Source organism: Streptomyces sp. 891-h, assembly GCF_022760275.1.
Lineage (GTDB): Bacteria > Actinomycetota > Actinomycetes > Streptomycetales > Streptomycetaceae > Streptomyces > Streptomyces spirodelae.
Genome location: NZ_CP050693.1, coordinates 1,859,065 through 1,883,653, shown reverse-complemented (window position 1 = coordinate 1,883,653; position 24,589 = coordinate 1,859,065). Strand labels below are relative to the sequence as shown.

The following is a 24,589-nucleotide window of genomic DNA, read 5'->3' as shown; positions in this document are numbered from 1 at the left end:
GGTTCCCGGGCGCACGTGGAGTCGCAGTGCGCCCCCGGATTGCCGCGCATTTCGCCCCAACCGGAGGGGGAACTTCAACTGGCCCGTGATCCCGAGACGTTCACCTCGTTGATGCGTATGGGGGACAGTGGCTCGCTGCCCGGCGCGCCCAGTCGACACCAGCGGAGGAAACTTCAGTGAACGCGCGCTCCGGAGCCGACGAGCCGAAGGAACCGGTCCGTCGGAGGCTCGCCGACCTGATCGAGCCGATGGTTCCGCAACAGGAGCGGCGCCTCGCTGCCCAGCAATGTGAATCACCGGCGCACAGCGAACACACGCAGCCGCACGAAGCGCCCGAGGCGCCCGGGCCCTTGGAACACGCAGGACCGGGGCGCGCCGAACCGGAGTCCGCGGCGGTGGAGTCCGGCGAGCCCCGGCCGGGCGATCCGGCACGTGAACAAGCGGCCGAACACCTTGAGGCAGCCGAACCCCTGGAAGCCCCCGAACACCTGGAACCGGCCGAGGACCGAGGAGCGGCCGAGTACCGGGAAGCGCCCGACAGCGGACTTCCGCAGGACCCCGACCCGCTGGAGCACCCGGACGCCCGGATGGCGGCCGACGCCGCGGCGTTGGAGAACCTGCTGCGCTGCTGGGTACGGGAGACGGCCCCGACCCGCCCCAAGGACGATCTGCTGCGCATCCCGCTGCCCGCCAGCGGCACCGCGCTGCTGGTCCCCGTACGGCACTGGTCGCCCGTCGGCTGGCACCGTTTCGACCCGCCGTACCTGGACGGGGCCCCGCGGGGTGCGGCACCGCTCCAGGCCGTCGCCGTCGCCGCGCTGATCGGCCGCGAGGCGGCCCACGCGGCACACGCGGCACCCGTGACCCGCGGCGCCCTCGGCACGGGCCTCGCCGGCGGCGCGGACGGAAGCCCCACGCGCCCCGCCGCCGCGGACACGCGCCCCGCCGAGGCAGACACGTCCTCAGCCGACGCAGGCCCGCACCCAGCCGCCGCAGGCTTGCACCCAGCCGAGGTGGAGGGGAACCTCACGGACGGCGCCAGAGCAGCCGAGAACACCGCGCTGGTGGGCCGCGTCGCCGACTCCGTACAGCGCACCGCCCGGTTCCTCGCCGACCGCCGCGAGCATCCGGCACCCCCGCCCGGCACCGGTCCGTTCCTCGACGCCGAGCAGGCACTGATCTTCGGCCATCCGCTGCACCCCACCCCCAAGAGCCGCGAAGGCTTCTCGGAGGCCGAAGAAGCCGTCTACTCGCCCGAACTGCGCGGCAGCTTCCCGTTGCACTGGCTGGCGGTCCACCGCTCGGCCCTCGCGGGGGATTCGGCGTGGACGGACCGGGGCAAGCCCGTCACGGCCCCCCAGCTCGCACTGCGCCTGTGCGGGCAGGCGCTGGCCGGGCGCGTACCCGAAGAGTGTGTGCCCCTGCCCGTGCATCCCTGGCAGGCCCGGGAGCTACGCCACAGCTCCGCCGTCCGCGCGCTGCTGGAGGCCGGACTGCTGCACGACCTGGGGCAGGCGGGGGAGCGGTGGAGCCCGACATCCTCGGTGCGCACCGTCTTCCGGCGGGACAGCATCGCGATGCTCAAGCTCTCCGTCGGGCTGCGGATCACCAACTCCCGGCGCGAGAACCTCCGTAAGGAGCTGCTGCGCGGCGTGGAGGTGCACCGGCTGCTCCGGGGCGACCTGGGCCGGGCCTGGCGGGCGGCCCACCCGGGCTTCGACATCGTGCGCGACCCCGCCTGGCTCGCCGTCGACGTACCCGGCGAAGGACGGCTGCCCGGCTTCGACACCGTCATCCGGCACAACCCGTTCGGCGCGGGCGACGACGCCGTCTGCCTCGCCGGTCTGACCGCGCCCGTTCCCAGCGCACCCGACCCCGGGGCGCACGACCCCGAGGCGCACGACCCGCCCGGTCAGCTGCGCTCCCGGCTCGGGCGGGTGGTCCGCGCGCTCGCCCGCGAGACCATGCGACCGGTGGGAGCGGTGGCCGCCGAGTGGTTCCTCCGCTATCTGGACGCCGTCGTACGGCCGGTGCTGTGGCTGGACGCGCACGGAGGGATCGCCCTGGAGGCCCACCAGCAGAACACCCTGGTACTGCTGGACGGACAAGGCTGGCCGCGCGGGGGACGCTACCGGGACAACCAGGGCTTCTACTTCCGTACCTCCCACCGGGAGGCGCTCAGCCGGCGACTGCCCGGTGCGCGGCTCGGCGTGGAGAGCGACACCTTCGTCGACGACGAGGTCACCGACGAGCGGTTCGCCTACTACCTGGGCATCAACAACGTCCTCGGCCTCATCGGCGCCCTCGGCTCACAGCAGCTCGCGGACGAGCGGCTGCTGCTCGCGGCCTTCCGGCGCTTCCTGCAGGGCGCGGCCCGCGAGGAGCCAGGCTCGCGGCTGCCCCCGCTGCTGCTGGAGTCCCCGACGCTGCGCTGCAAGGCCAATCTGCTCACCCGGCTGCACGGCATGGACGAACTCGTCGGCCCGGTCGACACCCAGTCCATCTACGTCACCCTCGACAACCCGCTCACCCCTTGACCACCTGGCCCCCGGCCCCTCGCAGAGAGGAGACGTCGTCATGCCGCACCCCCAGCCGGGCTCCGCACCGCCGGCCGGTTCCCCCGGCGCGGACCCGGCGGCGCCCGGCTCCCCCACCAGCAGCGACGACCCCCTCACAGCCCCCCGCGACGCGGACACCCTCCATCTAGGAGTGCCGCAGAAGTGGTCGCAGCCGCCCGTACAGCGCGACGGCCGCTCCCACACCTCTCCCGCGCCCCCTTCCACCCGCGCCCCCCTCACCCACCTCACCGGCGCCGATCAAGCAGCCGGTCAGGCGCACACCCCTCTGCTCGAGGCGCACACCCCTCTGCTCGGCGTCCCCGCCGACTGGCCCGCCGTCCCCACCGAAGCGGGTCTCTTCCAGTTGATGCCGGTGCGGCTGCCGCGCGATCTGTCGCTGCTCTCCGCCTGGATGAACGACCCCGCGGTGGCTGCCTTCTGGGAGCTGTCCGGTCCTGAGCGGGTCACCGAGGCCCATCTGCGCCCCCAGTTGGAGGGTGACGGACGCAGCGTGCCCTGTGTCGGAGTGCTCGACGGCGCCCCGATGAGCTACTGGGAGCTCTACCGCGCCGACCTCGACCCACTCGCACGGCACTGCCGCATCCAGCCGAACGACACCGGGGTGCACCTGCTCATCGGGTCGGCGGCGCACCGTGGGAGGGGGCTCGGCACGCTGCTGCTGCGTACGGTCGCGGATCTCGTCCTGGATCAGCTTCCCCGGTGCGCACGTGTGCTGGCCGAACCGGACGTGCGCAACGTCCCCTCCGTGGCGGCCTTTCTGGGCGCCGGCTTCCGGCTGGGCGCCGAGATCCAGCTCCCCGGCAAGCGCGCGGCCCTGATGGTGCGGGACCGCGAGCTGCGCCACCAGCTGTGAACCGGTGGCCGCGGTCCGTGTGCTCCGCGGCCACCGCCATCTGAATCCACGCCTCCCACAAGGAGCAACTCCCGTGTCCCGAACCTCTTCTTCCTCGTCCCCCTCCTCTGATCTAGCCCCGCCAGCCGTTCCTGCGGGTCTCGCAGCGGGGCTCGGCCACTGGAGCCGCGCGTCCCGGCGGCTGCTCGCCAAGATGATCGCCGAGTTCTCCTACGAGGAGATCCTCCAGCCGCAGCCCGCACCCGGTGCCGCACCGGGGTGCTACGTCCTCCCCGTGGACGACGAGCTGACCGTCCGCTTCCGCGCCCGGCGCGGCGCGTACGGCCACTGGAACGTCGATGCCACGTCGCTGGAGCCGGCGCTGGACCCGCTGGGCTTCGTCTCCCGCGCCCAGCGGCTGCTGGGCCTGAGTGGCGAGACAGCCGGCCACTACATCCGCGAGCTGACCGCCACGCTCACCGCCGACACCCGGCTGCTGGCCTCCGAGCTGCCCGTCGCCGACCTCGCCACGCTGGGCTACGCCGAGTTGGAGGGGCACATGTCGGGGCACCCCTGGCTGGTGGCCAACAAAGGGCGGCTCGGTTTCTCCGGCAGCGACACATCCCGCTGGGCGCCCGAGGCCCGTGCCCCGCGCCCGCTGCCCTGGCTGGCCGTACACCGGCGGCTGGCCGAGTACCGCGGCGTGGGCGGGCTGGCCGACGCCGACCGGCTGTACGCGCGCGAGCTGAGCGACCGGACACGAGCCGCGTTCCAGCAGGCGCTGCACGCGCGCGGGGTGGCGCCCCAGGACTACCTCTGCATGCCTGTGCACCCCTGGCAGTGGGACGAGACCGTGGTGCCACTGTTCGCCTCGCAGCTGGCCGCCCGGGAGATCCTCCCGCTGCCCAGCGACGGCGACCTGCGACTGCCGCAGCAGTCCATCCGTACGTTCCTCAACCTGAGCAGGCCGGACCGGCACGCCGTGAAACTGCCGCTGGCCATCCTCAACACCCTGGTGTGGCGGGGCCTTCCGACCGACCGTACGGTTGCCGCACCGTCCGTCACCGGCTGGGTGCAGGGGCTGTGCGACCAGGACCCGTTCCTCTCCGACGAGTGCCGGGTGATCCTGCTGGGCGAGGTCGCCTCCGTGGCCGTCTCGCACCCGGTGTACGAACCGCTGGGCAGCGCGCCGTACCAGTACCGCGAACTGCTCGGCTGCATCTGGCGCGAACCCCTCCTCCCGATGCTCGGACCCGATGAGCGGGCCCGCACCCTCGCCGCCCTGATCCACACCGACGCGGACGGCAACTCCCTCACCGCCGAGCTGGTGACGCGGTCCGGGCTGGCGCCCGAGATCTGGCTCAGGCACCTGTTCGCTTCGCTGCTGCCGCCTCTGCTGCACTTCCTCTACCGCTACGGCACCGTCTTCTCGCCGCACGGGGAGAACGCCATCGTCGTCTTCGACGAGCGCGATGTCCCTGTCCGGCTGGCCATCAAGGACTTCGTCGACGACGTCAACGTCAGCGCCGATCCGGTGCCCGAGCTGGACTCCATGCCGGAGGACGTACGGCGCGTCCTGCTGACCGAGCCGCCCGCCTTCCTCACCCAGTTCATCCACTCCGCGCTCTTCGTCGGCGTCTTCCGCTATCTGGCGCCGCTGTGCGAGGCCCAATTGGGCGTGAGCGAGGACGACTTCTGGTCACTCGTACGGGCGGAGATCGACCGCTACCACGAGCGGTTCCCCGGGCTGAAGCCGCGCTTCGAGACCTTCGACCTGCTGACCCCGCGCATCGAACGGCTCTGCCTGAACCGCAACCGGCTGCACGCCGACGGCTACCGGGACAGATCCGAACGTCCGCACGCCGCGGTGCACGGGACGGTACGCAATCCGCTCCATTGAAGCGGTTCCGAGCACCGGAAGTACCCGTGTGCGCACGGACCGCATGTGCGGGGGCAGAGCCGGTCATGGCCGGAAGGAACCGTTCGCCTGATGAAGTAGCGGGGCGGAGTGTCACCGGTGCCGCGTAAGGTGTCTGGTCTATGAGCAAGCCCGCCGTCACCGAACTCCTCCAGGCCGCAGTCACAGCCGTCGCAGGCACCGAACGCCCAGGTCAGGCCGCTATGGCCGAGGCCGTCGCCGAGGCTGTCGAGGCCGGCCGCCACCTCCTCGTGCAGGCGGGCACCGGCACCGGAAAGTCGCTCGGCTATCTGGTCCCCGCGCTCGCCCACGGAGAGCCGGTGGTGGTCGCCACCGCCACGCTCGCCCTCCAGCGCCAGCTCATCGAGCGTGACCTGCCGCGCACCGTCGAGGCACTGCATCCGCTGCTGCGCCGCCGCCCGGAGTTCGCCATGCTCAAGGGCAGGTCGAACTACCTGTGTCTGCACCGGCTGCACGAGGGGGTGCCGCAGGAAGAGGAGGAGGGGCTGTTCGACCCCTTCGAGAGCGCCGCCCCCACTTCCAAGCTCGGCAAGGATCTGCTGCGGCTGCGTGACTGGTCGGACGAGACGGAGACGGGCGACCGGGACGACCTCAAACCCGGCGTCTCCGACCGCGCCTGGGCCCAGGTCTCCGTCTCCTCGCGCGAGTGTCTGGGGGCCAGCAAGTGCGCGTACGGCGCGGAGTGCTTCGCGGAGGCCGCCCGGGAGCGGGCCAAGCTGGCCGACGTGATCGTCACCAACCACGCCCTGCTGGCCATCGACGCCATCGAAGGCGCCCCCGTGCTCCCCGGCCACGAGGTGCTGATCGTCGACGAGGCACACGAGCTGGTCTCCCGTGTCACCGGCGTCGCCACGGGGGAGCTGGCCCCCGGCAGTGTCAACCGCGCGGTGCGCCGCGCCGCCAAGCTGGTGGACGAGAAGGCCGCCGACCAGCTCCAGACCGCCTCGGAGACCTTCGAACGGCTGATGGAGCTGGCTCTGCCGGGCCGGCTGGAGACCGTTCCGGAGGATCTGGAGTACGCCCTGATGGCCCTGCGGGACGCCGGGCGCACCTGTCTGAGCGCGCTCGGCAACACCCGCGACAAGTCCGTCCAGGACGAGGACGCGGTCCGCAAGCAGGCCAAGGCCTCGATCGAGAACGTCCACGACGTCGCCGAACGCATCCTGGAGCACTCCGAGTTCGACGTCATCTGGTACGAGCGGCACGAGCGCTACGGAGCCTCGCTCCGGGTGGCGCCGCTCTCGGTCTCCGGCCTGCTGCGCGAGAAGCTCTTCACCGACCGCTCCGTCATCCTCACCTCCGCCACCCTCAAACTCGGCGGGGACTTCAACGGGGTCGGCGCCTCGCTCGGCCTCGCCCCCGAGGGCATCGGAGGCGAAGCGGACGGCGAGGAGGCCGAGACACCGCCCTGGAAGGGGCTGGATGTCGGCTCCCCGTTCGACTACCGCAAGCAGGGCATCCTCTACGTCGCCAAGCATCTGGCGCCCCCAGGGCGGGACGCTCAGCGCAACGACATGCTGGACGAGCTCTCGGAACTGGTGGAGGCGGCAGGCGGCCGCACGCTGGGACTCTTCTCCTCCATGCGGGGCGCGCGGGCCGCAGCCGAGGAACTGCGCGGCCGGCTGGGACTGCCGATCCTGCTCCAGGGCGAGGAGACGCTGGGAGAGCTCATCCGGCGGTTCGCGGAGGACGCCGAGACCTGTCTGTTCGGCACCCTCTCGCTGTGGCAGGGCGTGGATGTGCCGGGCCCCAACTGCCAGCTGGTGGTGATGGACAGAGTGCCCTTCCCCCGCCCGGACGACCCGCTGATGAGCGCCAGACAGAAGGCCGTCGAGGAGGCGGGCGGCAACGGCTTCATGGCGGTGGCGGCCACCCACGCTGCCCTGCTGATGGCGCAGGGCGCGGGCCGGCTCGTACGGGCGACGGGGGACCGGGGCGTGGTCGCCGTGCTGGATCCCCGCCTGGAGCGGGCCCGCTACGGCAGCTTCCTGCGCGCCTCCATGCCGGACTTCTGGTACACGACGGACCGCAACCAGGTCCGCCGCTCCCTCGCCGCCATCGACGAGGCGGCCAAGCGGGCGTAGGAGCGCGCACGGCTCGGCACCGTACGGCCCAGTGGGTTGGGTGGGGGCGGCATACGACCGTGTGGTGCCGCACAACGGTGTGGTGCGGCACGTCGGTGTGGCCGGGTGCCGCATGACGGCGTGCCCGGGTGCCCCCCCCCCCGCGACGGCGTCTGCGTACGCAACACGGCGGGCCGCCGGTTCCGGTGTGGAGGGAGGGAACCAGCGGCCCGTATGCCTGCTCTTGTGGCGCTGCCGTACGCCGCGGGGTCGGGAAGCCGGGGCTCAGACCCTGCGCAGCACGGCGACGACCTTCCCGAGGATCGTGGCGTCGTCACCCGGGATCGGCTGGTACGAGGAGTTGTGCGGGAGCAGCCACACATGTCCGTCCTCGCGCTTGAAGCGCTTCACGGTGGCCTCGCCGTCCAGCATCGCCGCCACGATGTCGCCGTTCTCCGCGACGGGCTGACGCCGTACCGTCACCCAGTCGCCGTCGCAGATCGCGGCCTCGACCATCGAGTCGCCGATCACCTTCAGGACGAACAGTTCGCCGTCGCCCACCAGCTGGCGCGGCAGCGGGAAGACGTCCTCGACCGACTCCTCGGCGAGGATGGGACCGCCGGCGGCGATCCGGCCGACCAGCGGAACGTAGGAGGCCGACGGCTTGCCCGTGGTGTCGGCGGCGGCCTGCGTGCTGCTGGGGGCGTCCGAGCCACGCACCTCGTAGGCGCGGGGCCGGTGCGGGTCGCGGCGCAGAAAGCCCTTGCGCTCGAGCGCCATCAGCTGGTGTGCCACCGAGGAGGTGCTGGAGAGCCCGACCGCCTGGCCGATCTCCCGCATGGACGGTGGGTAGCCGCGCCGCTGGACCGAGTCACGGATCACCTCGATCACCCGGCGCTGCCGGTCGGTGAGTCCCGAACTGTCGGCGCGGATGCCGGGAGGTCGGCCGGGAAGCGATCGCTTCGCTTGTTGGCCTTCCTGCATCTCTGCGTTCATGGCGTCATTCACGGGCTGAATTTCGTCAATTGGCTGAGCTGTCGGCTGAGCTGCGCGGTTCTGGGAGGTGATGGTGGCGCTGTCTGCGGTCGTGGTCACGTCGGCCCCTCTCGAGAAAGTTCTCCCTAGCTGGACAACGGTAGTTGGTTTCGAAAGGTTGCGCCAAACACACGTTCGAGTGAAAATCCGGAGTTCGCCTGACTTCTACAGCTCGATGGGTGTATAGGCGAGCCGCCTGTCGCGCCGGGCGTGGCGGGCCCTTTCGGAATATGTGGACGTCTCGCGCCTCAAGTGCGTCACACGAACCACATACACCGCGTACGTCGTTTTCCAGCTGTTCGGCCTCAGCGGTGCGTGTCGCCGCCGAGGGTGTTTCTACGTCCCGTTTCCCGTCGCCGCCCGTCGCTGTCCGTAATCATTTATATCGCCGAACTTCAGTCCTGCCGCGCCACCACTTTCGGGTGCCGCGGCGCCGCCCTCGGCCGGGTGGCACCCTCCGGCGGCCGGGTGGCGCCTGCCGCCGCGATGCACGCCCTCTCGACCGGTGCGCTGCCGCTGACCCGCACAGTCTGGCAGGCGTGCCCCGGCGCCCTCCCGCCACCCCGCTTCGCGTAGGCTCGGGGGCCGCGCCGGGGGGCGACACGCTTGGTGACCGCCTTGACCATCGGCTACCAGATCTAGTGGTTGGATGAGCGCGCGCCACCAGAAGTTGTGTCCCCGAGTGCTCACGCCGGGGGGACTTCGCCTATGCTGGTGGCCCGTCGAGGGGCCCCTGTGACGGGGGTGTCGCGGCGTGATCTGTCATGCACGGTGAGGGCCCTGTGAGCCCTGGGAGGGTGGAAACGATGCACTGCCCCTTCTGCCGGCACCCCGACAGCCGCGTGGTCGACAGCCGGACGGCCGACGACGGAGCGGCCATCCGGCGGCGGCGCCAGTGCCCCCACTGCTCCCGCCGCTTCACGACCGTGGAAAATGCGTCACTCACAGTGATCAAACGGAGTGGTGTCACCGAGCCCTTCAGCAGGGACAAGGTGATCGCCGGAGTCCGTAAGGCATGCCAGGGTCGCCCCGTCACCGAGGACGCTCTCGCCCAGCTCGGACAGCGGGTCGAGGAAGCGGTCCGGGCCACCGGAAGCGCGGAGTTGTCCACGCATGACGTCGGGCTCGCCATACTCGGCCCGCTCCAGGACCTCGACCTGGTCGCCTATCTGCGGTTCGCCTCGGTCTACAAGGCGTTCGAATCGCTGGAGGACTTCGAGGTCGCGATAGCCGAACTGCGCGAGGCGCACCCGCGCGCCGCCGGACCCGAGGCGCGGCAGGGCGAGGCCGGCGGGCCGGAGGGCGAGACCGCCGATGGGCGGGAGGAGGCCGGCGCCGGTCAGAGTGCCGGCGTCCGGCCAGCAAAGGGCCGAGGCGCCCAGGGGGAGGCCCAGGCGGGGCCCGGAGTGACCTCGTCGGCCGTTTGTGGAACCCGGGCCGAGAGCCCCGGAGGGCAGGTCGGCGAGGCCGACGGCGCCCCCGCGACCGCTGCCGCCGACTGAGCGGCGGCCGGCCCGGCACTGCTGGGCCCACAGGCCGGGGCGGCTCCCGGCACACACAGAGACCTGGCCCAGGCACGCACCGTGTCCGGGTCATCAGACAGGCACAGTTCTCGGGGAAGAACCGGGGCATGTTGGGGCGTTATGCCCCACACAGGGAGGCGGAATGACAGAGACGACGAGCGGCCCGGCACGCGGCTCCCGCGCAAAGGGCAGCAAGGCGAACAACGGACTGCGCATCGAGCGCATCCACACGACCCCCGGAGTGCACCCGTACGACGAGGTGAACTGGGAGCGCCGCGACGTCGTCATGACCAACTGGCGCGACGGCTCGATCAACTTCGAGCAGCGTGGCGTCGAATTCCCCGACTTCTGGTCGGTGAATGCGGTCAACATCGTCACGAGCAAGTACTTCCGCGGCGCCGTGGGGACCCCGCAGCGGGAGAACAGCCTCAAGCAGCTGATCGACCGGGTGGTGAAGACCTACCGCGCGGCCGGTGAGAAGCACGGGTACTTCGCCTCCCCCGCGGACGCCGAGATCTTCGAGCACGAGCTGGCCTACGCCGTGCTGCACCAGATCTTCGCCTTCAACTCCCCGGTGTGGTTCAACGTCGGAACCAAGCAGCCCCAGCAGGTCAGCGCCTGCTTCATCCTGTCCGTCGACGACTCCATGGAGTCGATCCTCGACTGGTACAAGGAAGAAGGCATGATCTTCAAGGGCGGCTCCGGGGCCGGCCTGAACCTCTCCCGTATCCGCTCCTCCAAGGAACTCCTCTCCTCGGGCGGCAACGCCTCCGGTCCCGTCTCCTTCATGCGCGGTGCCGACGCCTCCGCCGGCACCATCAAGTCGGGCGGTGCCACCCGCCGTGCCGCCAAGATGGTCGTCCTGGACGTCGACCACCCGGACGTCGAGGCGTTCATCGACACCAAGGTCAAGGAGGAGGAGAAGATCCGCGCCCTGCGGGACGCGGGCTTCGACATGGACCTGGGCGGCGAGGACATCGCCTCGGTCCAGTACCAGAACGCCAACAACTCGGTGCGCGTGAACGACGAGTTCATGAAGGCCGTCGAGTCCGGCTCCAAGTTCGCGCTGCGCGCCCGGATGACCGGCGAGGTGGTCGAGGAGGTGGACGCCAGGCAGCTCTTCCGCAAGATGGCCGAGGCAGCCCACGTCTGCGCCGACCCCGGCATCCAGTACGACGACACCATCAACCACTGGCACACCTCGCCGGAGACGGGCCGTATCACCGCCTCCAACCCGTGCAGTGAGTACATGCACCTGGACAACTCCTCGTGCAATCTGGCGTCGCTCAACCTCATGAAGTTCCTGCGCGACGACGACAAGGGCAACCAGTCCTTCGACGCGGAGCGCTTCGCGAAGGTGACCGAGCTGGTCATCACGGCGATGGACATCTCCATCTGCTTCGCCGACTTCCCGACCGAGAAGATCGGCGAGACCACCCGCGCCTTCCGCCAGCTGGGCATCGGCTACGCCAACCTCGGCGCCCTGCTGATGGCCACCGGCCACGCCTACGACAGCGACGGCGGCCGCGCCCTCGCCGGTGCCATCACCTCCCTGATGACCGGCACCTCCTACAAGCGTTCGGCCGAGCTGGCCGCCGTGGTCGGCCCCTACGAGGGGTACGCGCGCAACGCCGAGGCCCACCGCCGCGTCATGAAGCAGCACGGCCACGCCAACGACGCCGCCACCCGGATGGACGACCTCGACACCCCGGTGTGGGCGGCGGCCACCGAGGCGTGGCAGGACGTCCAGCGGCTCGGTAAGAAAAACGGTTTCCGCAACGCCCAGGCATCGGTGCTGGCGCCGACCGGCACCATCGGCCTGATGATGGACTGCGACACCACCGGCGTCGAGCCCGACCTGGCCCTGGTCAAGTTCAAGAAGCTCGTCGGCGGCGGCTCGATGCAGATCGTGAACAACACGGTCCCCAAGGCCCTCAAGCGCCTCGGCTACCAGCCCGAGCAGGTCGAGGCGATCGTCGAGCACATCGCCGAGCACGGCAACGTCGTGAACGCGCCCGGCCTCAAGCCCGAGCACTACGAGGTCTTCGACTGCGCCATGGGCGAGCGCTCCATCTCCCCGATGGGCCACGTGCGGATGATGGCGGCTGCCCAGCCGTTCCTGTCCGGCGCCATCTCCAAGACGGTCAACATGCCCGCCAGCAGCACCGTCGAGGACGTGGAGGAGATCTACCTCCAGGGCTGGAAGCTGGGCACCAAGGCGCTGGCCGTCTACGTCGAGAACAGCAAGGTCGGCCAGCCGCTGTCGGCGAAGGCCAAGGAGGAGAAGAAGGCGGAGGCGCCCGAGCCGGAGAAGGTCGTCGAGTACCGGCCGGTCCGCCGCCGGCTGCCCAAGGGCCGCCCCGGCATCACCACCTCCTTCACGGTGGGCGGCGCCGAGGGCTACATGACGGCCAACTCCTACCCGGACGACGGCCTCGGTGAGGTCTTCCTCAAGATGTCCAAGCAGGGCTCCACCCTCGCGGGCATGATGGACGCCTTCTCCATCGCCGTCTCCGTCGGCCTCCAGTACGGCGTGCCGCTGGAGACGTACGTCTCGAAGTTCACCAACATGCGCTTCGAGCCGGCCGGGATGACCGACGACACCGATGTGCGGATGGCGCAGTCGATCGTCGACTACATCTTCCGCCGTCTGGCGCTGGACTTCCTCCCCTTCGAGACCCGTTCGGCGCTCGGTATCCACTCGGCGGCCGAACGCCAGCGCCACCTGGAGACGGGCTCCTACGAGGCGTCGGAGGAGGAGTTCGACGCAGACGCCCTGGCGCAGTCGGCCCCCAAGGCCGAGCAGGCGGGCCAGTCGGCACAGGCCGGCCAGTCGTCCGCGAAGGAGGAGGTCAAGGACGCCAAGGACGCGCAGCGGAAGGCCAGTGAGCCCGAGGCCGCGGCGCCCGCGCCGAGGGAGGCGCACAACTCCACGGAGCTTATGGAGATGCAGCTCGGCCTCAACGCCGACGCCCCCCTGTGCTTCTCCTGCGGCACCAAGATGCGCCGCGCCGGCAGCTGCTACCTGTGCGAGGGCTGCGGCTCGACCAGCGGCTGCAGCTGAGGCAACGGGGCGGGAACCGACTGCGGTCGGTTCCCGCCCCGGCACGTATGCATGAGTGAGCGGGGCCGGGAGCTGAGCCGTCACCGGCCGGTTCGTGGGTGCCCTGGCTGAGCGAGCCGGGGCACACCAGTGCGGGCCGCGGGGCGCGCTCGTGCGGCACGGGGGTTCACCTGGATGGCCGTACGATAGCGCGGTGCTGGTCAAGTGGATGCGCTGCACCGTCGTCGATCGCCCGGGGTTCGCACGGGCACAGCGGAAATGGGCGGGCCTGCTCGGCGAGCCCGGTTTCCGGGGGCAGGGCGGCGGGTGGAGCCGGTCCCGGGAGGGCGTCGTCCACCTCTTCGGCTTCTGGGAGAGCCGGGCCTTCTACGACTCCTTCATGGCGCGCTCGCACGACCGGCTGCACGCCGCCCAGCTCGGTACGTACAAAGAGATGCAGGTCAGGCTCTTCGAGTACCGGTTCGATGTGAAGACGGGCTTCCGCCCCGTCTTCACGGACGCCGACCTGCTGCGCGTCGCCCACTGCCGGGTGAGACCGGAGCGGATCGACCACTACACGCTGATGCAGGAGAAGGTCTGGAACCCGGCGATGGCGGGTTCGCCCGGGATGCTGCGCGGAGTATTCGCGCAAGCTCATACAGAGGACGAGTTCCTGGTCCTCTCGATGTGGGACTCCACCGCCGAATACGGAAAGTACCGGGTGGAGCGCGTGGAACGGCTGGCTCTGCGCGCCCAGACCGGGGCCGACATCCTCCGCGTCACCGGGGACGTGATCGATCTGGAGCCGTCCTGGACCGTCTGACCTAGGGTGGGGCTCATGGCACGTCCTCGCCGTATCGTCCTGCTGCGCCACGGAGAGTCGGAGGGAAACGCCGACGACAGCATCTACGAACGCGTGCCCGACCACGCTCTGCCACTGACCGAGCGCGGCCTGCGGCAGGCGGAGGAGGCGGGAAAGCGGCTCCGCGAGGTCTTCGGCGAGGAACGGGTCTCGGCCTATGTGTCGCCCTACCGTCGCACTCGCGAAACCCTCGCCGCGCTCGGTATCGGCCCCGAGCAGATGCGGGTGCGCGAGGAGCCCAGGCTGCGCGAGCAGGACTGGGGCAACTGGCAGGACCGCGAGGACGTGCGCCAGCAGAAGAAGTACCGCGACGCCTACGGCCACTTCTTCTACCGCTTCGCCCAGGGCGAGTCCGGCGCCGACGTCTACGACCGGGTCGGCGCCTTTCTGGAGAGCCTGTGGCGCAGCTTCGAGGCGCCCGACAACCCACCGAACGTCCTGCTGGTCACCCACGGCCTGACCATGCGGCTGTTCTGTATGCGCTGGTTCCACTGGACGGTGGAGGAGTTCGAATGCCTCTCCAATCCGCGCAACGGTGAGACCCGCGCGCTGCTGCTGGGCCCGGCAGGCCGCTACCACCTCGACCGGCCCTTCGAACGCTGGCAGAGCCCCCGCCCGTACGAGAGCCGCTCCCCGCGAAACCCGCCGCTGACCGGCGGCCGCGGCTAACATCGTCGCGACATGAGCGCTCCATCCGATCCTTTCTCCGATCCCGCCCGTGGTGAGCGGGTCTCCCGCGCCCTCGCCTGCCTGCGCGGACTGGCCGTGGGGGATGCCCTGGGCTCCCAGTTCTTCGTCCCCGCCAACCTCTCGCATCTGCGCCGCCGGGAGCTGCCACCCGGCCACTGGCAGTGGACCGACGACACCGAGATGGCCGCCTCCGTGGTCGCGGTGCTCGCCACGCACGGCCATATCGACCAGGACGCGCTGGCCGCCTCCTTCGCCGAGCACCACGACTTCGACCGCGGCTACGGCCCCGCGGTGAACCGGATGCTGCGCCTGATCCGCCAGGAGGGCGGCGACTGGCGCGAGTTGGCTTCCGCACTCTTCGACGGCCAGGGCTCCTGGGGGAACGGCGGCGCCATGCGGGTGGCCCCGCTCGGCGCCTGGTTCGCCGGCGACCCCGAGCGGGCGGCTGACGAGGCAGAACGCTCCGCCGAGGTCACCCACCGGCATCCCGAGGCCGTCGCCGGCACGCGCGCGGTCGCCGCCGCAGCAGCGCTCGTCGCGGCCGGAACCCCAGGCCCGGGTTCCGGGGAAGACGGGCCGACCGCGCCGCTCGGCGCCGAGGAACTGCTGGCCCGCGTCCAGGAACTCGTCCCGCGCAGCGCGGTGCAGGCGGGGCTGCGCCGCGCCGCCGACCTGCTCGACTACGCCGATGTCGGCACGGTCGCTGCGGTCCTCGGCTGCGGCCGCCGCACCAGCACCCAGGACACCGTTCCGTTCACACTCTGGGCCGCCGCCCGGAACCTGGGCGACTACCGCTCGGCGATCTGGACCACGGCGAGCGCGGGCGGTGACGTGGACACCACCTGCGCCATCGTCGGCGGCATCGTGGCGGCCGCCGGCCCCGCCTCGGCTCCCCCCGGGGAATGGCGGGAACGCACCGAGGGATTTCCCGCCTGGCTGCTCGGTGCGGTCGGCTGATCCCTGGCGGCGGAGCCCTATGGAACCGGAAGTCGACAGCCCGCTTCCCCTTTTCGCGGACTCTCCGTCACCAATTCACCCCTTTCCGCGATCACTGAAGCCTTGTCCCGACTCTTTCACCGTCTTCGGCTCTCTTTTGCGGACTCCCCTGAACTCGCCGCCCCCGCAGCGGATACGCTAGTTATTGCCATGCCGTACGAGTCTCCAACCCATCGCGTCGAGCGTTCGCTCCGCGCCACCACCGGCGCCAAGATCGTCGCCGGAGTGGATGAGGTCGGCCGTGGAGCCTGGGCGGGACCCGTGACGGTCTGCGCCGCGATCACGGGCCTACGCCGTCCCCCCGCCGGCCTGACCGACTCCAAACTCATCCCCGAGCCGCGTCGCAGCGAGCTCGCAGCAGAACTGACCAGCTGGGTCACCGCCTACTCTCTCGGTCACTCCACGCCGGAGGAGATCGACGAACACGGCATGACCGCCGCCCTCCGGCTCGCCGCGATCCGCGCCCTGGACGGTCTGCCCCAGCGCCCGGACGCCGTGATCCTGGACGGCAAGCACGACTACCTGGGGGCGCCCTGGCAGGTGCGCACCGTCATCAAGGGCGACCAGTCGTGCGTCGCCGTCGCCGCCGCCTCGGTCATCGCCAAGGTGCGGCGCGACGCCCTGATGGCCGAACTCGCTCCCGAGCACGCCGAGTTCGGATTCGAGGACAACGCCGGGTATCCCTCCCCGGTGCACAAGGCCGCCTTGCAGGAGATCGGCCCCACCCCGCACCACCGGCTGTCGTGGGCATATATGGACGCCCTGACCCGCTGGAAGCATCTCAAGCGCTACAGGAGCGAGCCCCCAGAACAGATCGGCCTCTTCTGAACCGGCACCGTCGAACAGCGCCGTCACGAAGTACCGGAACTCCTCCGCGGGAATACCCGCGTAACCCGTACCCGCTGACACGTCTGTTTCCGTCATTTGATAGACAACACCTCATGCCTCTCACTCCCGAGGAGCCACAGATTTACGAGAGCGTCCCGGGCACCCGCGCCTCAGCGGGAGCATCCCGAACTCCGCAGGCATCCCGCACCGCAGCCCCTGTTCCCAGCCCTCGTCAGGCGCCGCGCCCCGCGCCGCCGCGCACCGACAGCAAAGGCCCCAGCACCCCCGGCCGTCCCGGTAACCCCCGCCAGGGGAATCCACCGGCCTCGGCGAAGCGCGCCTCCCCGGCCGCCACGGCCCGGATCCACCTGGTCGCCGCGACCGACGCGACCGCGGTGGAGGTCGCCGACGAGACAGTCGACAAGCTCCTCGACGAGGGCCGGGCGCCCGGCGAGATCCTGCTGCTGACCACCGGGGGCAACCACCCGTGGGCAGAGCACGAACTCTCCTTCGGTGAGGACTCCTACTGGCGCCAACTCACCGACGCCGAGGACGTCTTCTGCGCCCACACCTCCGCCGTGGCCCGCACCACCCAGCGCCCCATCGTGCTGCTCGCCGTCAACGGAGGCACCGACCCCGAGGCGGCGGCCGCACTGCCCGCGGCTCTGGAGAAGGCCACCGAGCAGCTCATCGTCTGCGGCGACCCGGACCGGGTGCGCGGCCTGCTCTGAGTCCCTGAGCTCGGCCAGCTCCGAGCAGCGACATCGAGTCGGCACCGGGGAATTGAGGGGTGCGGTGGCACTCGCCCGCTGATCGCTCCCGGGAAGACGCCCTGGGATGAGTGCCGCCGGATTCCGTCCTCTCAGTTCTGGGTCGCGAGCACCAGCGGCAGCACCTCCTTCGCTCCGGCCTGGCGGAGCAACCGCGCGGCTACCGCCAGGGTCCAGCCCGTGTCGGTGTAGTCGTCCACCAGCAGCACCGGGCCCTCAAGTGCGGGGAGAGCCTCCGCCAGCTCCGGCGGCAGTCGCAGAGCCTCCTGGACAGCGCGCAGCCGTTGGGCGCCATTGCTGCGCGCTGCGTTCATCATCCCGAACTCGTCCGCGCACACCACCGCTCCGAGCAGTGGGATGCGTCCGACGTCCGCGATCCGCTCCGCGAAGGACCGCACCAACTGCGGTCGGGTTCGGGAATCGACCGCCACGATGCCCGCCGGTCGATCGGACGCGTCCGGTGCCCCCGATGCCCAGCCGCCGGGGCCCTTGGCCCAGTCCGCGAGGACCGTCACTGCGCCGTGCAGTACATCGTCCGGCACCGGCCCGTCTCCTCCCTGAGCCGACAGCAGCGGGCGCAGCCGGTTGCCCCAACCGATGTCGGACAGCCGACCCAGGGCCCGGCCGGGCGCTGCCTGCTGCTGCTCGGGGATGCGTCCCTTGAGCTCCAGGCCGACGGCCTGCATACCGGTGGGCCACATCTTCCGGGGCTCGACCCGCACCCCAGGCCTGCGCAGCTCTCCGCGGGCTGCCACGACGAGGGACTCATCGACCTGCGGGGCGAACCGGCTGCCCGCGCAGTTGTCACACCTGCCGCAAGGCGCCGCCGCCTCATCGTCCAGCTCACGCCGGAGGTACTCCATCCGGCATTCGGTCGTCTCGGCGTAGCGGCGCATCGCCCGCTGCTCGGCCTGGCGTTGCCGTTCGACCCACTCGTACCGGTCGGTGTCGTAGTGCCACGGCCGGCCCGTGGAGATCCAGCCGCCCTTGACCCGCTGCACGGCACCGTCCACATCGAGGACCTTCAGCATCATCTCCAGCCGGGAACGGCGCAGCTCGACCCGGGGCTCCAGTGCGGGCAGCGACATCGGGCCGCTGGAGGCCGCCAGCACATCGAGGGTGCGCCGCACCTGGTCCTCGGGAGGGAAGGCCAGGCTTGCGAAGTACCGCCAGATGGCCTCGTCCTCCTGCCCGGGCAGCAACAGCACTTCCGCGTGGTCCACGCCGCGGCCTGCCCGGCCGACCTGCTGGTAGTAGGCGATGGGGGAGGAGGGCGAGCCGAGGTGTACGACGAATCCGAGATCCGGTTTGTCGAACCCCATGCCCAGTGCTGATGTCGCCACCAGGGCCTTGACACGGTTGGCGAGCAGATCCGCTTCGGCGGCTTCACGGTCGGCGTTCTCCGTCCTGCCCGTGTACGAGGCCACCTCATGGCCGCACTGGCGCAGGAAGGCCGCAACTTCTTCGGCTGCGGCGACGGTGAGGGTGTAGATGATGCCCGACCCCGGCAGCGACTTGAGGTTTTCTCCCAGCCAGGCGAGGCGGTGCGGCGCGTCCGGCAGCCGCAGGACGCTGAGGCTCAGACTCTCCCGGTCCAGGGAGCCGCGCAGGACCAGAGCCGCTCCCCGCTGCTCGCCGCTGCCTCCCGCCGGGCCTCCGGTACCGAGCTGTTCGGCGACATCAGCGGTGACACGTGCGTTGGCCGTGGCGGTTGTCGCCAGCACCGGCACGCCGGTCGGCAGTTCGGTGAGCATGGTGCGCAGCCTGCGGTAGTCCGGACGGAAGTCGTGGCCCCAGTCGGAGATGCAGTGTGCCTCGTCCACGACGAGCATGCCCGTTGAGGCGGTGAGGCTGGGCAGCACCTGATCACGGAAGTCCGGATTGTTGAGGCGCTCCGGACTGACCAGCAGCACGTCCACCTGCCCGGTGGCCACCTCGGACTCGATGGTCCGCCACTCCTCCGGGTTGGCGGAATTGATCGTGCGGGCGTGGATCCCGGCTCGGGCGGCGGCTTCCACCTGGTTGCGCATCAACGCCAGCAGCGGCGAGACGATCACCGTCGGACCCGCTCCGCGCCTGCGCAGGAGAGCGGTCGCGACGAAGTAGACGGCCGACTTCCCCCAGCCGGTGCGCTGGACGACCAGCGCCCTTCTCTTCTCCGCGACCAGCGCCTCGATGGCCCGCCACTGGTCGGTGCGCAGCCGGGCCGTACTCTCGCGGTCGCCCACGAGGTCGGCGAGCACCGAGTCGGCTTCTTGCCGCAGCTGTGTGTCACTCATGCGTCCATGCAACCCGATGCCTCCGACAGCCGAGGACCCGGGCTGTGGATAACCAACAATTAATCTGACAAAAACATGAGTCGGCTTCGCTGTGGATAACTCGCGACCTCGAATTCGCGCTTTGGTCCACCGTCGAGGCATGACACACCACGACCGCGAATCACGCGGCAACGAACCGACCCCTTCGTCCTCATCGGACCAGACATCCCCGCAGCCCAGCGTCTCTCTGCGGGACCCCTCCGAACTCGCCGAAGCCCTGCCGTACCTGCTCGGCTTCTACCCGGACGACTCCTTGGTCGTGGTCGCCCTCCACGGGGAGCGGGGACGCTTCGGCGGCCGCCTCAGGATCGGAATTCCCGACGACGAAAGCGGCTGGGCGGCTTTCGCGCCGCAGATCGCCGAGTGCCTGGAAACCAGCTCACGCGCCAGGGGCGACCGGCCCGACGGCGCTTTGATCTTCCTCTGCCAGGAGCCCGGCGAGGGCCACTCCGGCCGCGACGTCATGGAACGGCTGCACCCCCTCGTGCAACAGCTGCGTCGTGCCTGCGGGGAACTGGAGATGCCCGTCTACGAGGCTTTGTGTCTCTCGGAAGGCAGGTACTTCTCCTACTGCTGCCCCGACCCACGCTGCTGCCCGCCCGAGGGCAGGCCACTGGCGCAGTCCGGTACCTCGGCCATGGCAGTCGCCGCCGCGTACGCGGGGCTGCCGATGCACGGGTCGCTGCGCGAGATGGAGAAGCGGCTGACCCCACTGGGCCCGCCGTTCGCCGAGGAGCAGATTCGGGTCCTGGACAGCGTCAGCGCGGAGCTCAGCCCTCGGATGCTGTCCGTCGAGGGACGACCGCAGGTGCGGACCGAGACCCTGGCTCTCCTCGGGCAACTGCTGGAACGCTTCCAGCGGTGCTCACCGACAGCGGAGACGACGCTCGGTCAGGACGCGCACGACGACGGTTTGCTCAGCCACGACGAATGTGCCGCAGCGGTCCTCGGCCTCCAGGACCGGGAGACCCGGGACCAGGCGGCGGAGTGGATGGAGGGCGCGGACGTGGCGCCGGCCTTGCGACTGTGGCGAGCCTTGGCCCGGCGCTGTGCGGGCCCCTACCTCGGCTACTCGGCGGCCCTGCTCACGCTGGCCGGCTGGGTCGCCTGGTCGGGCGGCGATGTGCCGACGGCCCGCGTCGCCCTGGGCCTGGCGCTGCGGACCGACCCCGACTACCTCTTCGCTCAGCTTCTGCACCACGCGTGCAACGAAGGGCTCGACCCCAAGCTGGTGCGCCAGTGTCTGAGGAACGAGGAGGGACTGAAGGAGGCGGAAGGGAAGCGCGAGAAGCCGGACGACGCGGCGGACGACGCCGGCTGCTGAAGACCTTCGCACCCGTTCGTGGCGGCAGCCCGGTCATCGGCAGCGGCCTTGTCACTCACCGCGGGACAGCTCATTGCGAACAGCGTGAAGGAGGGCGAGTGCTGCTGCGGAACGGACTGTTTATCGTCAAGGAGACGACTATGATCGCGCCATGCCCTATGACCCGTCGGCCTTCCCGCCCTTTGCCGTCACTGTCGACCTCGTGGTGCTCACCGTGCGTAAGGACGCGCTGTATGCCCTGGTCGTACGCCGGGGTGAGCCTCCGTATCAGGGCAGGTGGGCGCTGCCGGGCGGCTTCGTGCGGGGCGACGAGGACTTGGAGGCGGCGGCCGCGCGCGAACTCACCGAGGAGACCGGACTGCGCTCGCAGGCCCTCGAGGACCAGGACGCGGGCGCTCATCTGGAACAGCTCGCCACCTACGGCGCACCGCAGCGGGACCCCCGGATGCGGGTGGTCAGCGTCGCCTACCTGGTCCTCGCCCCCGACCTGCCCTCGCCCATCGCGGGCGGAGACGCGCGCAGTGCCCGGTGGGCTCCTACGGACACGTTGCTGGGCGTGGGTGATGGAGGGGGATGGGAGGCGGAGCAGCAGGCCCCGCTCGCTTTCGACCACGACCAGATCCTTCGGGACGGGGTGGAACGGGCGAGGTCCAAGATCGAATACTCCTCGCTCGCCACCGCCTTCTGTCCTCCTGAGTTCACAGTGGGGGAGCTGCGGCGGGTCTACGAGGCCGTATGGGGTGTGGCGCTGGATCCGCGCAACTTCCATCGCAAGGTGACCGGCACACCCGGGTTCCTGGTGCCCACCGGCGGGACGACGACCCGTCAGGGCGGCCGGCCGGCCCAGCTGTTCCGGGCCGGAGGGGCCACGCTGCTCAATCCGCCCATGCTGCGGCCGGAGGTCTGAGGCCGGGCCGGGCGCCTGGGCTGCGGGCGGCGGCCGCGCCGGAGCTGTGAGGCAGGGCCCCGGAGGCGAGAGGGGCAGTGGGGCGCGGTTCGTGGCGGGGGCTGGCCGAGCGGCTACCCGGAAAGTCGGAAATGTCGCGTTATCTTGCAGTGGTGCGTCTGCCACGCGTTCTGCGGGAGAAGCGATGATTCAGGCCATCGGACTCACCAGCACGGTCCGGCGCAAGCGCCTGCCGCGTGTCGACGACCTCACCTTCGAGGCGCGCCCCGGCCAGGTCACTGTGCTGCTGGGCCGGGCTGGTTCGGGGAAGAGCGAGGCGCTGCGGCTGATGCTGCAACTCGTTCCGGGGCGTGGCGTGGCGCTCTTCCGCGGGCGGCCGGTGCAGCGGATCCCGCATCCCGCACGGGAGATCGGTGCCCTGCTCGGCGATGTGCCGGGTCATCCGGCCCGTACGGCCCGGGGCCATATGCGCATGCTGACCGCTGTGGCAGGCGTGCCGGTGGAGCGGGCCGATGAGGTGCTGGACGTCGTGGGGCTCAGCGGGCTGGCCGACCAGCGGCTCGGGGACTTCTCGCTCGGGATGGACCGCAGGCTCGGGATGGCGGCGGCGCTGCTGGGCGACCCGCACACGCTGGTGCTGGACGAGCCGACGCGGGGGTTGTCGCCGCGGGAGGCGAGTTGGCTGCACGGATTGCTGCGCGGGTTCGCGGAGCAGGGGGGAGTGGTGCTGGTCACCTCGCGGGACGCGAGGGAGACCGCCCGGACCGCGGACCGGGTGGTCTCTCTCGACCGCGGTCGGCTGATTGCCGATCAGGCGGCGGCCGACTTCTCCAGGACCCGGCTGCGGCCTCGGGTGGCGGTCCGGACGCCACACGCGGAGCGATTCGCGGCCGTGCTCTCGCAAGAGGCGCGCAGTGCGGAGCGGTCGAGCAGCGGAGCGTTCGAGGTGGTACGGGAAGGAGGCAGCAAGGTCGCGGTCTACGGGAGCAGCTGTGCGGCGGTGGGCGAGTCCGCCTTCCGGCACGGAATCCTCGTCCACAGGCTGGCCGAGGAGATCGGGGACACCGGTGACGGTTCCCGTCCCGGGCCGCTGAACCGGGCGGACGGACGAGCCGCCCGACGGGGGACGCCCGCGGGGGCGGGCAACTCGGGGGCCGGTACGGCCGCCGAGAGCACGGGGGAGCAGGCGAAGGGGGCAGGTGTGGGGGTCAGTTGTGTGGGCGAGGCGAGTCAGGTGGTGTGCGGGGACACCCCGACCCGGGAGGGGGAGGTCGCTGTCGGGCAGGCCTCGGTTCCCGCACCCGGTGGTTCCTCAACGGGGGGAGCGACCCAAGTGCGGGGTGGGGAAGCCGCTGGAGCGGAGCCGAAGGCCGGCCCCGGAGCGGGACGCGGTACCGCCCCCGAGGCGGGCGGTGAGCAGGGCGCAGAGGCGGGGCCGGGCGGCGCGGAAGCGCACCCCGCGGTGGCGAGGCACCCGGCGGGGGAGCGGGAGCCGACGGACGAGGGCGGCCCGGTGCCGGAGGGCGCACTCGTGGCGGCTGGACAGGAGCAGTCACGGACCGCTGCCGGGGGCTCGGCTGGTGATCCTGTGCGCCGGTCGCAGCGAGCGACGGGTCTCTCGTCCGGCGGATCGGCCCCGGTAGCACCTGATCCCGCTCCCGCGCCGTCCTCCAAGCGTGACCGGGGTCGTCCTTCGGGCGCCGATGAACCCTCGGTGGGCGAGCGGGAGTCGGTTCCCGGTGCCGCGCCTTCCGCCCGCCCGGGGATGAGGAGTGGGGGAACGAGGAGCGGCGCGGGGGCGCTGCTTCCGGAGTCGCCCGTGGTGCGCAGGCCGGGACCAGTGGCACCGCTGCGCTACGAACTGCTGCGGCTGTTCGGGGTGCGGACGCCGTGGGTGCTGATCGTTCTGGCGCTGGTCTCGGCGCTGGGGATCTCCCTGGTGGTGGCCGGAACGGACGGCGGGGAAACGGCCGATGCGGCGGCGGGGAGTGCGCCCGGACTGAGACTGCTCATGGGATGGCCGCCGGGCTCGCCGTTCTTCGTTCCGCCGGCCGCTGTCGTGGCGGGGCTGCTGGGGGCCATGGCGTTCGGCCAGGAGTTCCGCTATCCGGCGCTCGTGCCGGCGCATGTTCCCGTGCCGCGCAGACTCGGGCTGTTGGTGGCCAAGCTGGGGGTGACGGCGGCCACGGCAGTGGCCCTCTGCTTGGTGACCGCGCTGTGCAACGCGGCGGCGCTGACCCTGTGCTATGGCGCGGACAGCCTGGCCTACTCGTTCCCCGACCACACATTCGACATCGCAAGCCTCACCAGCCTCTCCTCTCCTGAAGGGCCGGAAGCCGGGATCACGGTGCCCTCGCTGGGGGCGCAGTTCTTGGCGGTGCTGGCGCTCTGCGTGGGGTGCGCCTGGGCGGGGCTGCTGGCTGCCGGAGTGTTCAGATCGACGGTGCTGGGAGTGGCCGCCGTCGCGGCTGTGCCCACGTTGGTGGCGCCTCTGGTGCGGAAGGCGGCCGTTGCCGGGGCCGGGGGCGAGTCGTTCGAGGGGCTGCCGGAGCGGCTGCGCTCCCTGCTGCTCTTTCCCTGGCCCTCGGCGGCGGAGCAGTCGGGCGCCGTGGCGGTGGGAATCGTCTCGCAACCGGTGGGCCGGGCCCTCGCCTTGTCGGTCACCGTGCTGTTCTGCGCCTACGCCCTCACATCGCTGCGCGGCCGGCCGAGACAGCGGTAGCGAGCGGCCCGGGCGCGAATTCCACGGTCTGGACGGCCGTACGGCGGAGCGGGGTTGAGCCGTCGTGCGCCGGAAACGCCGTAAATCCGCCAGTTGTTCACATGCCGTCGGGCCCAATCCGGTGCTCAAGGGCGGCAGATGGCTCTGACCACCAGTGA

16 protein-coding genes are annotated in these 24,589 nt (G+C 71.0%); 14 read left to right on the top strand and 2 right to left on the bottom strand.

Annotation, left to right across the window (positions count from 1 at the left end; genetic code table 11):
• The first annotated feature begins 176 nt into the window (after positions 1 to 176).
• The 4 genes from HC362_RS07940 to HC362_RS07925 all read left to right on the top strand — a co-directional run bounded on the left by HC362_RS07940 (position 177) and on the right by HC362_RS07925 (position 7,434).
• Positions 177 to 2,537: an IucA/IucC family protein gene (locus HC362_RS07940; RefSeq protein ID WP_243083211.1), complete on the top strand. Its 2,361-nt coding sequence runs from the start codon at positions 177 to 179 to the stop codon at positions 2,535 to 2,537.
• Between the two features lie 40 nt (positions 2,538 to 2,577).
• On the top strand, positions 2,578 to 3,432 hold the full coding sequence (locus HC362_RS07935; protein WP_243083210.1) for a GNAT family N-acetyltransferase: 855 nt from the start codon (positions 2,578 to 2,580) through the stop codon (positions 3,430 to 3,432).
• Between the two features lie 73 nt (positions 3,433 to 3,505).
• Complete coding sequence (locus HC362_RS07930) at positions 3,506 to 5,311, top strand: IucA/IucC family siderophore biosynthesis protein (RefSeq protein ID WP_243083209.1); 1,806 nt, start codon at positions 3,506 to 3,508, stop codon at positions 5,309 to 5,311.
• Between the two features lie 140 nt (positions 5,312 to 5,451).
• On the top strand, positions 5,452 to 7,434 hold the full coding sequence (locus HC362_RS07925; protein ID WP_243083208.1) for an ATP-dependent DNA helicase: 1,983 nt from the start codon (positions 5,452 to 5,454) through the stop codon (positions 7,432 to 7,434).
• 264 nt (positions 7,435 to 7,698) lie between these two features.
• Here the strand turns inward: HC362_RS07925 and lexA are convergent, their stop codons facing one another.
• A complete protein-coding gene (gene lexA, locus HC362_RS07920; RefSeq protein ID WP_243083207.1) occupies positions 7,699 to 8,508 on the bottom strand; it encodes a transcriptional repressor LexA in 810 nt (269 codons plus the stop codon).
• Between the two features lie 746 nt (positions 8,509 to 9,254).
• Between lexA and nrdR the strand changes: the two genes are divergently transcribed.
• The 7 genes from nrdR to HC362_RS07885 all read left to right on the top strand — a co-directional run bounded on the left by nrdR (position 9,255) and on the right by HC362_RS07885 (position 17,121).
• Positions 9,255 to 9,950 (top strand): transcriptional regulator NrdR, encoded by a 696-nt coding sequence (gene nrdR / locus HC362_RS07915; RefSeq protein ID WP_243083206.1) that lies wholly within the window; start codon positions 9,255 to 9,257, stop codon positions 9,948 to 9,950.
• Positions 9,951 to 10,113: 163 nt separating this feature from the next.
• Positions 10,114 to 13,035: a vitamin B12-dependent ribonucleotide reductase gene (locus HC362_RS07910; RefSeq protein ID WP_243083205.1), complete on the top strand. Its 2,922-nt coding sequence runs from the start codon at positions 10,114 to 10,116 to the stop codon at positions 13,033 to 13,035.
• 193 nt (positions 13,036 to 13,228) lie between these two features.
• On the top strand, positions 13,229 to 13,837 hold the full coding sequence (locus HC362_RS07905) for a YdbC family protein (protein ID WP_243083204.1): 609 nt from the start codon (positions 13,229 to 13,231) through the stop codon (positions 13,835 to 13,837).
• A gap of 15 nt (positions 13,838 to 13,852) precedes the next feature.
• Positions 13,853 to 14,545 (top strand): histidine phosphatase family protein, encoded by a 693-nt coding sequence (locus tag HC362_RS07900; protein ID WP_243083203.1) that lies wholly within the window; start codon positions 13,853 to 13,855, stop codon positions 14,543 to 14,545.
• Between the two features lie 12 nt (positions 14,546 to 14,557).
• Positions 14,558 to 15,523 (top strand): ADP-ribosylglycohydrolase family protein, encoded by a 966-nt coding sequence (locus HC362_RS07895; RefSeq protein WP_243083202.1) that lies wholly within the window; start codon positions 14,558 to 14,560, stop codon positions 15,521 to 15,523.
• 189 nt (positions 15,524 to 15,712) lie between these two features.
• Positions 15,713 to 16,390 carry a ribonuclease HII gene (locus HC362_RS07890; RefSeq protein ID WP_243083201.1) on the top strand — a complete coding sequence of 226 codons (678 nt, stop codon included), beginning with the start codon at positions 15,713 to 15,715 and terminating at the stop codon, positions 16,388 to 16,390.
• A 113-nt stretch (positions 16,391 to 16,503) separates the two neighbouring features.
• A complete protein-coding gene (locus HC362_RS07885; RefSeq protein ID WP_243083200.1) occupies positions 16,504 to 17,121 on the top strand; it encodes a hypothetical protein in 618 nt (205 codons plus the stop codon).
• Positions 17,122 to 17,252: 131 nt separating this feature from the next.
• Here the strand turns inward: HC362_RS07885 and HC362_RS07880 are convergent, their stop codons facing one another.
• Positions 17,253 to 19,439 carry a DEAD/DEAH box helicase gene (locus tag HC362_RS07880; RefSeq protein WP_243083199.1) on the bottom strand — a complete coding sequence of 729 codons (2,187 nt, stop codon included), beginning with the start codon at positions 19,437 to 19,439 and terminating at the stop codon, positions 17,253 to 17,255.
• Between the two features lie 139 nt (positions 19,440 to 19,578).
• Here HC362_RS07880 and HC362_RS07875 point away from each other — a divergent pair, with 139 nt between their 5' ends.
• The 3 genes from HC362_RS07875 (at position 19,579) to HC362_RS07865 (ending at position 24,431) form a co-directional block, all read left to right on the top strand.
• Positions 19,579 to 20,802 carry a DUF4192 domain-containing protein gene (locus tag HC362_RS07875; protein ID WP_243083198.1) on the top strand — a complete coding sequence of 408 codons (1,224 nt, stop codon included), beginning with the start codon at positions 19,579 to 19,581 and terminating at the stop codon, positions 20,800 to 20,802.
• Positions 20,803 to 20,953: 151 nt separating this feature from the next.
• Positions 20,954 to 21,709, top strand: a complete 756-nt coding sequence (locus HC362_RS07870) for an NUDIX hydrolase (protein WP_209267808.1) — start codon at positions 20,954 to 20,956, stop codon at positions 21,707 to 21,709.
• Positions 21,710 to 21,893: 184 nt separating this feature from the next.
• Complete coding sequence (locus HC362_RS07865) at positions 21,894 to 24,431, top strand: ATP-binding cassette domain-containing protein (protein ID WP_243083197.1); 2,538 nt, start codon at positions 21,894 to 21,896, stop codon at positions 24,429 to 24,431.
• Positions 24,432 to 24,589 lie beyond the last annotated feature (158 nt).

Excerpts from the sequence above, each read along its gene's own strand:
- HC362_RS07935 (WP_243083210.1), top strand. The coding sequence starts at position 2,578 with ATGCCGCACCCCCAGCCGGGCTCCGCACCGCCGGCCGGTTCCCCCGGC.
- HC362_RS07925 (WP_243083208.1), top strand. The coding sequence starts at position 5,452 with ATGAGCAAGCCCGCCGTCACCGAACTCCTCCAGGCCGCAGTCACAGCC.
- nrdR (WP_243083206.1), top strand. The coding sequence starts at position 9,255 with ATGCACTGCCCCTTCTGCCGGCACCCCGACAGCCGCGTGGTCGACAGC.
- HC362_RS07910 (WP_243083205.1), top strand. The coding sequence starts at position 10,114 with ATGACAGAGACGACGAGCGGCCCGGCACGCGGCTCCCGCGCAAAGGGC.
- HC362_RS07900 (WP_243083203.1), top strand. The coding sequence starts at position 13,853 with ATGGCACGTCCTCGCCGTATCGTCCTGCTGCGCCACGGAGAGTCGGAG.
- HC362_RS07895 (WP_243083202.1), top strand. The coding sequence starts at position 14,558 with ATGAGCGCTCCATCCGATCCTTTCTCCGATCCCGCCCGTGGTGAGCGG.
- HC362_RS07890 (WP_243083201.1), top strand. The coding sequence starts at position 15,713 with ATGCCGTACGAGTCTCCAACCCATCGCGTCGAGCGTTCGCTCCGCGCC.
- HC362_RS07885 (WP_243083200.1), top strand. The coding sequence starts at position 16,504 with ATGCCTCTCACTCCCGAGGAGCCACAGATTTACGAGAGCGTCCCGGGC.
- HC362_RS07880 (WP_243083199.1), bottom strand. The coding sequence starts at position 19,439 with ATGAGTGACACACAGCTGCGGCAAGAAGCCGACTCGGTGCTCGCCGAC.
- HC362_RS07875 (WP_243083198.1), top strand. The coding sequence starts at position 19,579 with ATGACACACCACGACCGCGAATCACGCGGCAACGAACCGACCCCTTCG.
- HC362_RS07870 (WP_209267808.1), top strand. The coding sequence starts at position 20,954 with ATGCCCTATGACCCGTCGGCCTTCCCGCCCTTTGCCGTCACTGTCGAC.
- HC362_RS07865 (WP_243083197.1), top strand. The coding sequence starts at position 21,894 with ATGATTCAGGCCATCGGACTCACCAGCACGGTCCGGCGCAAGCGCCTG.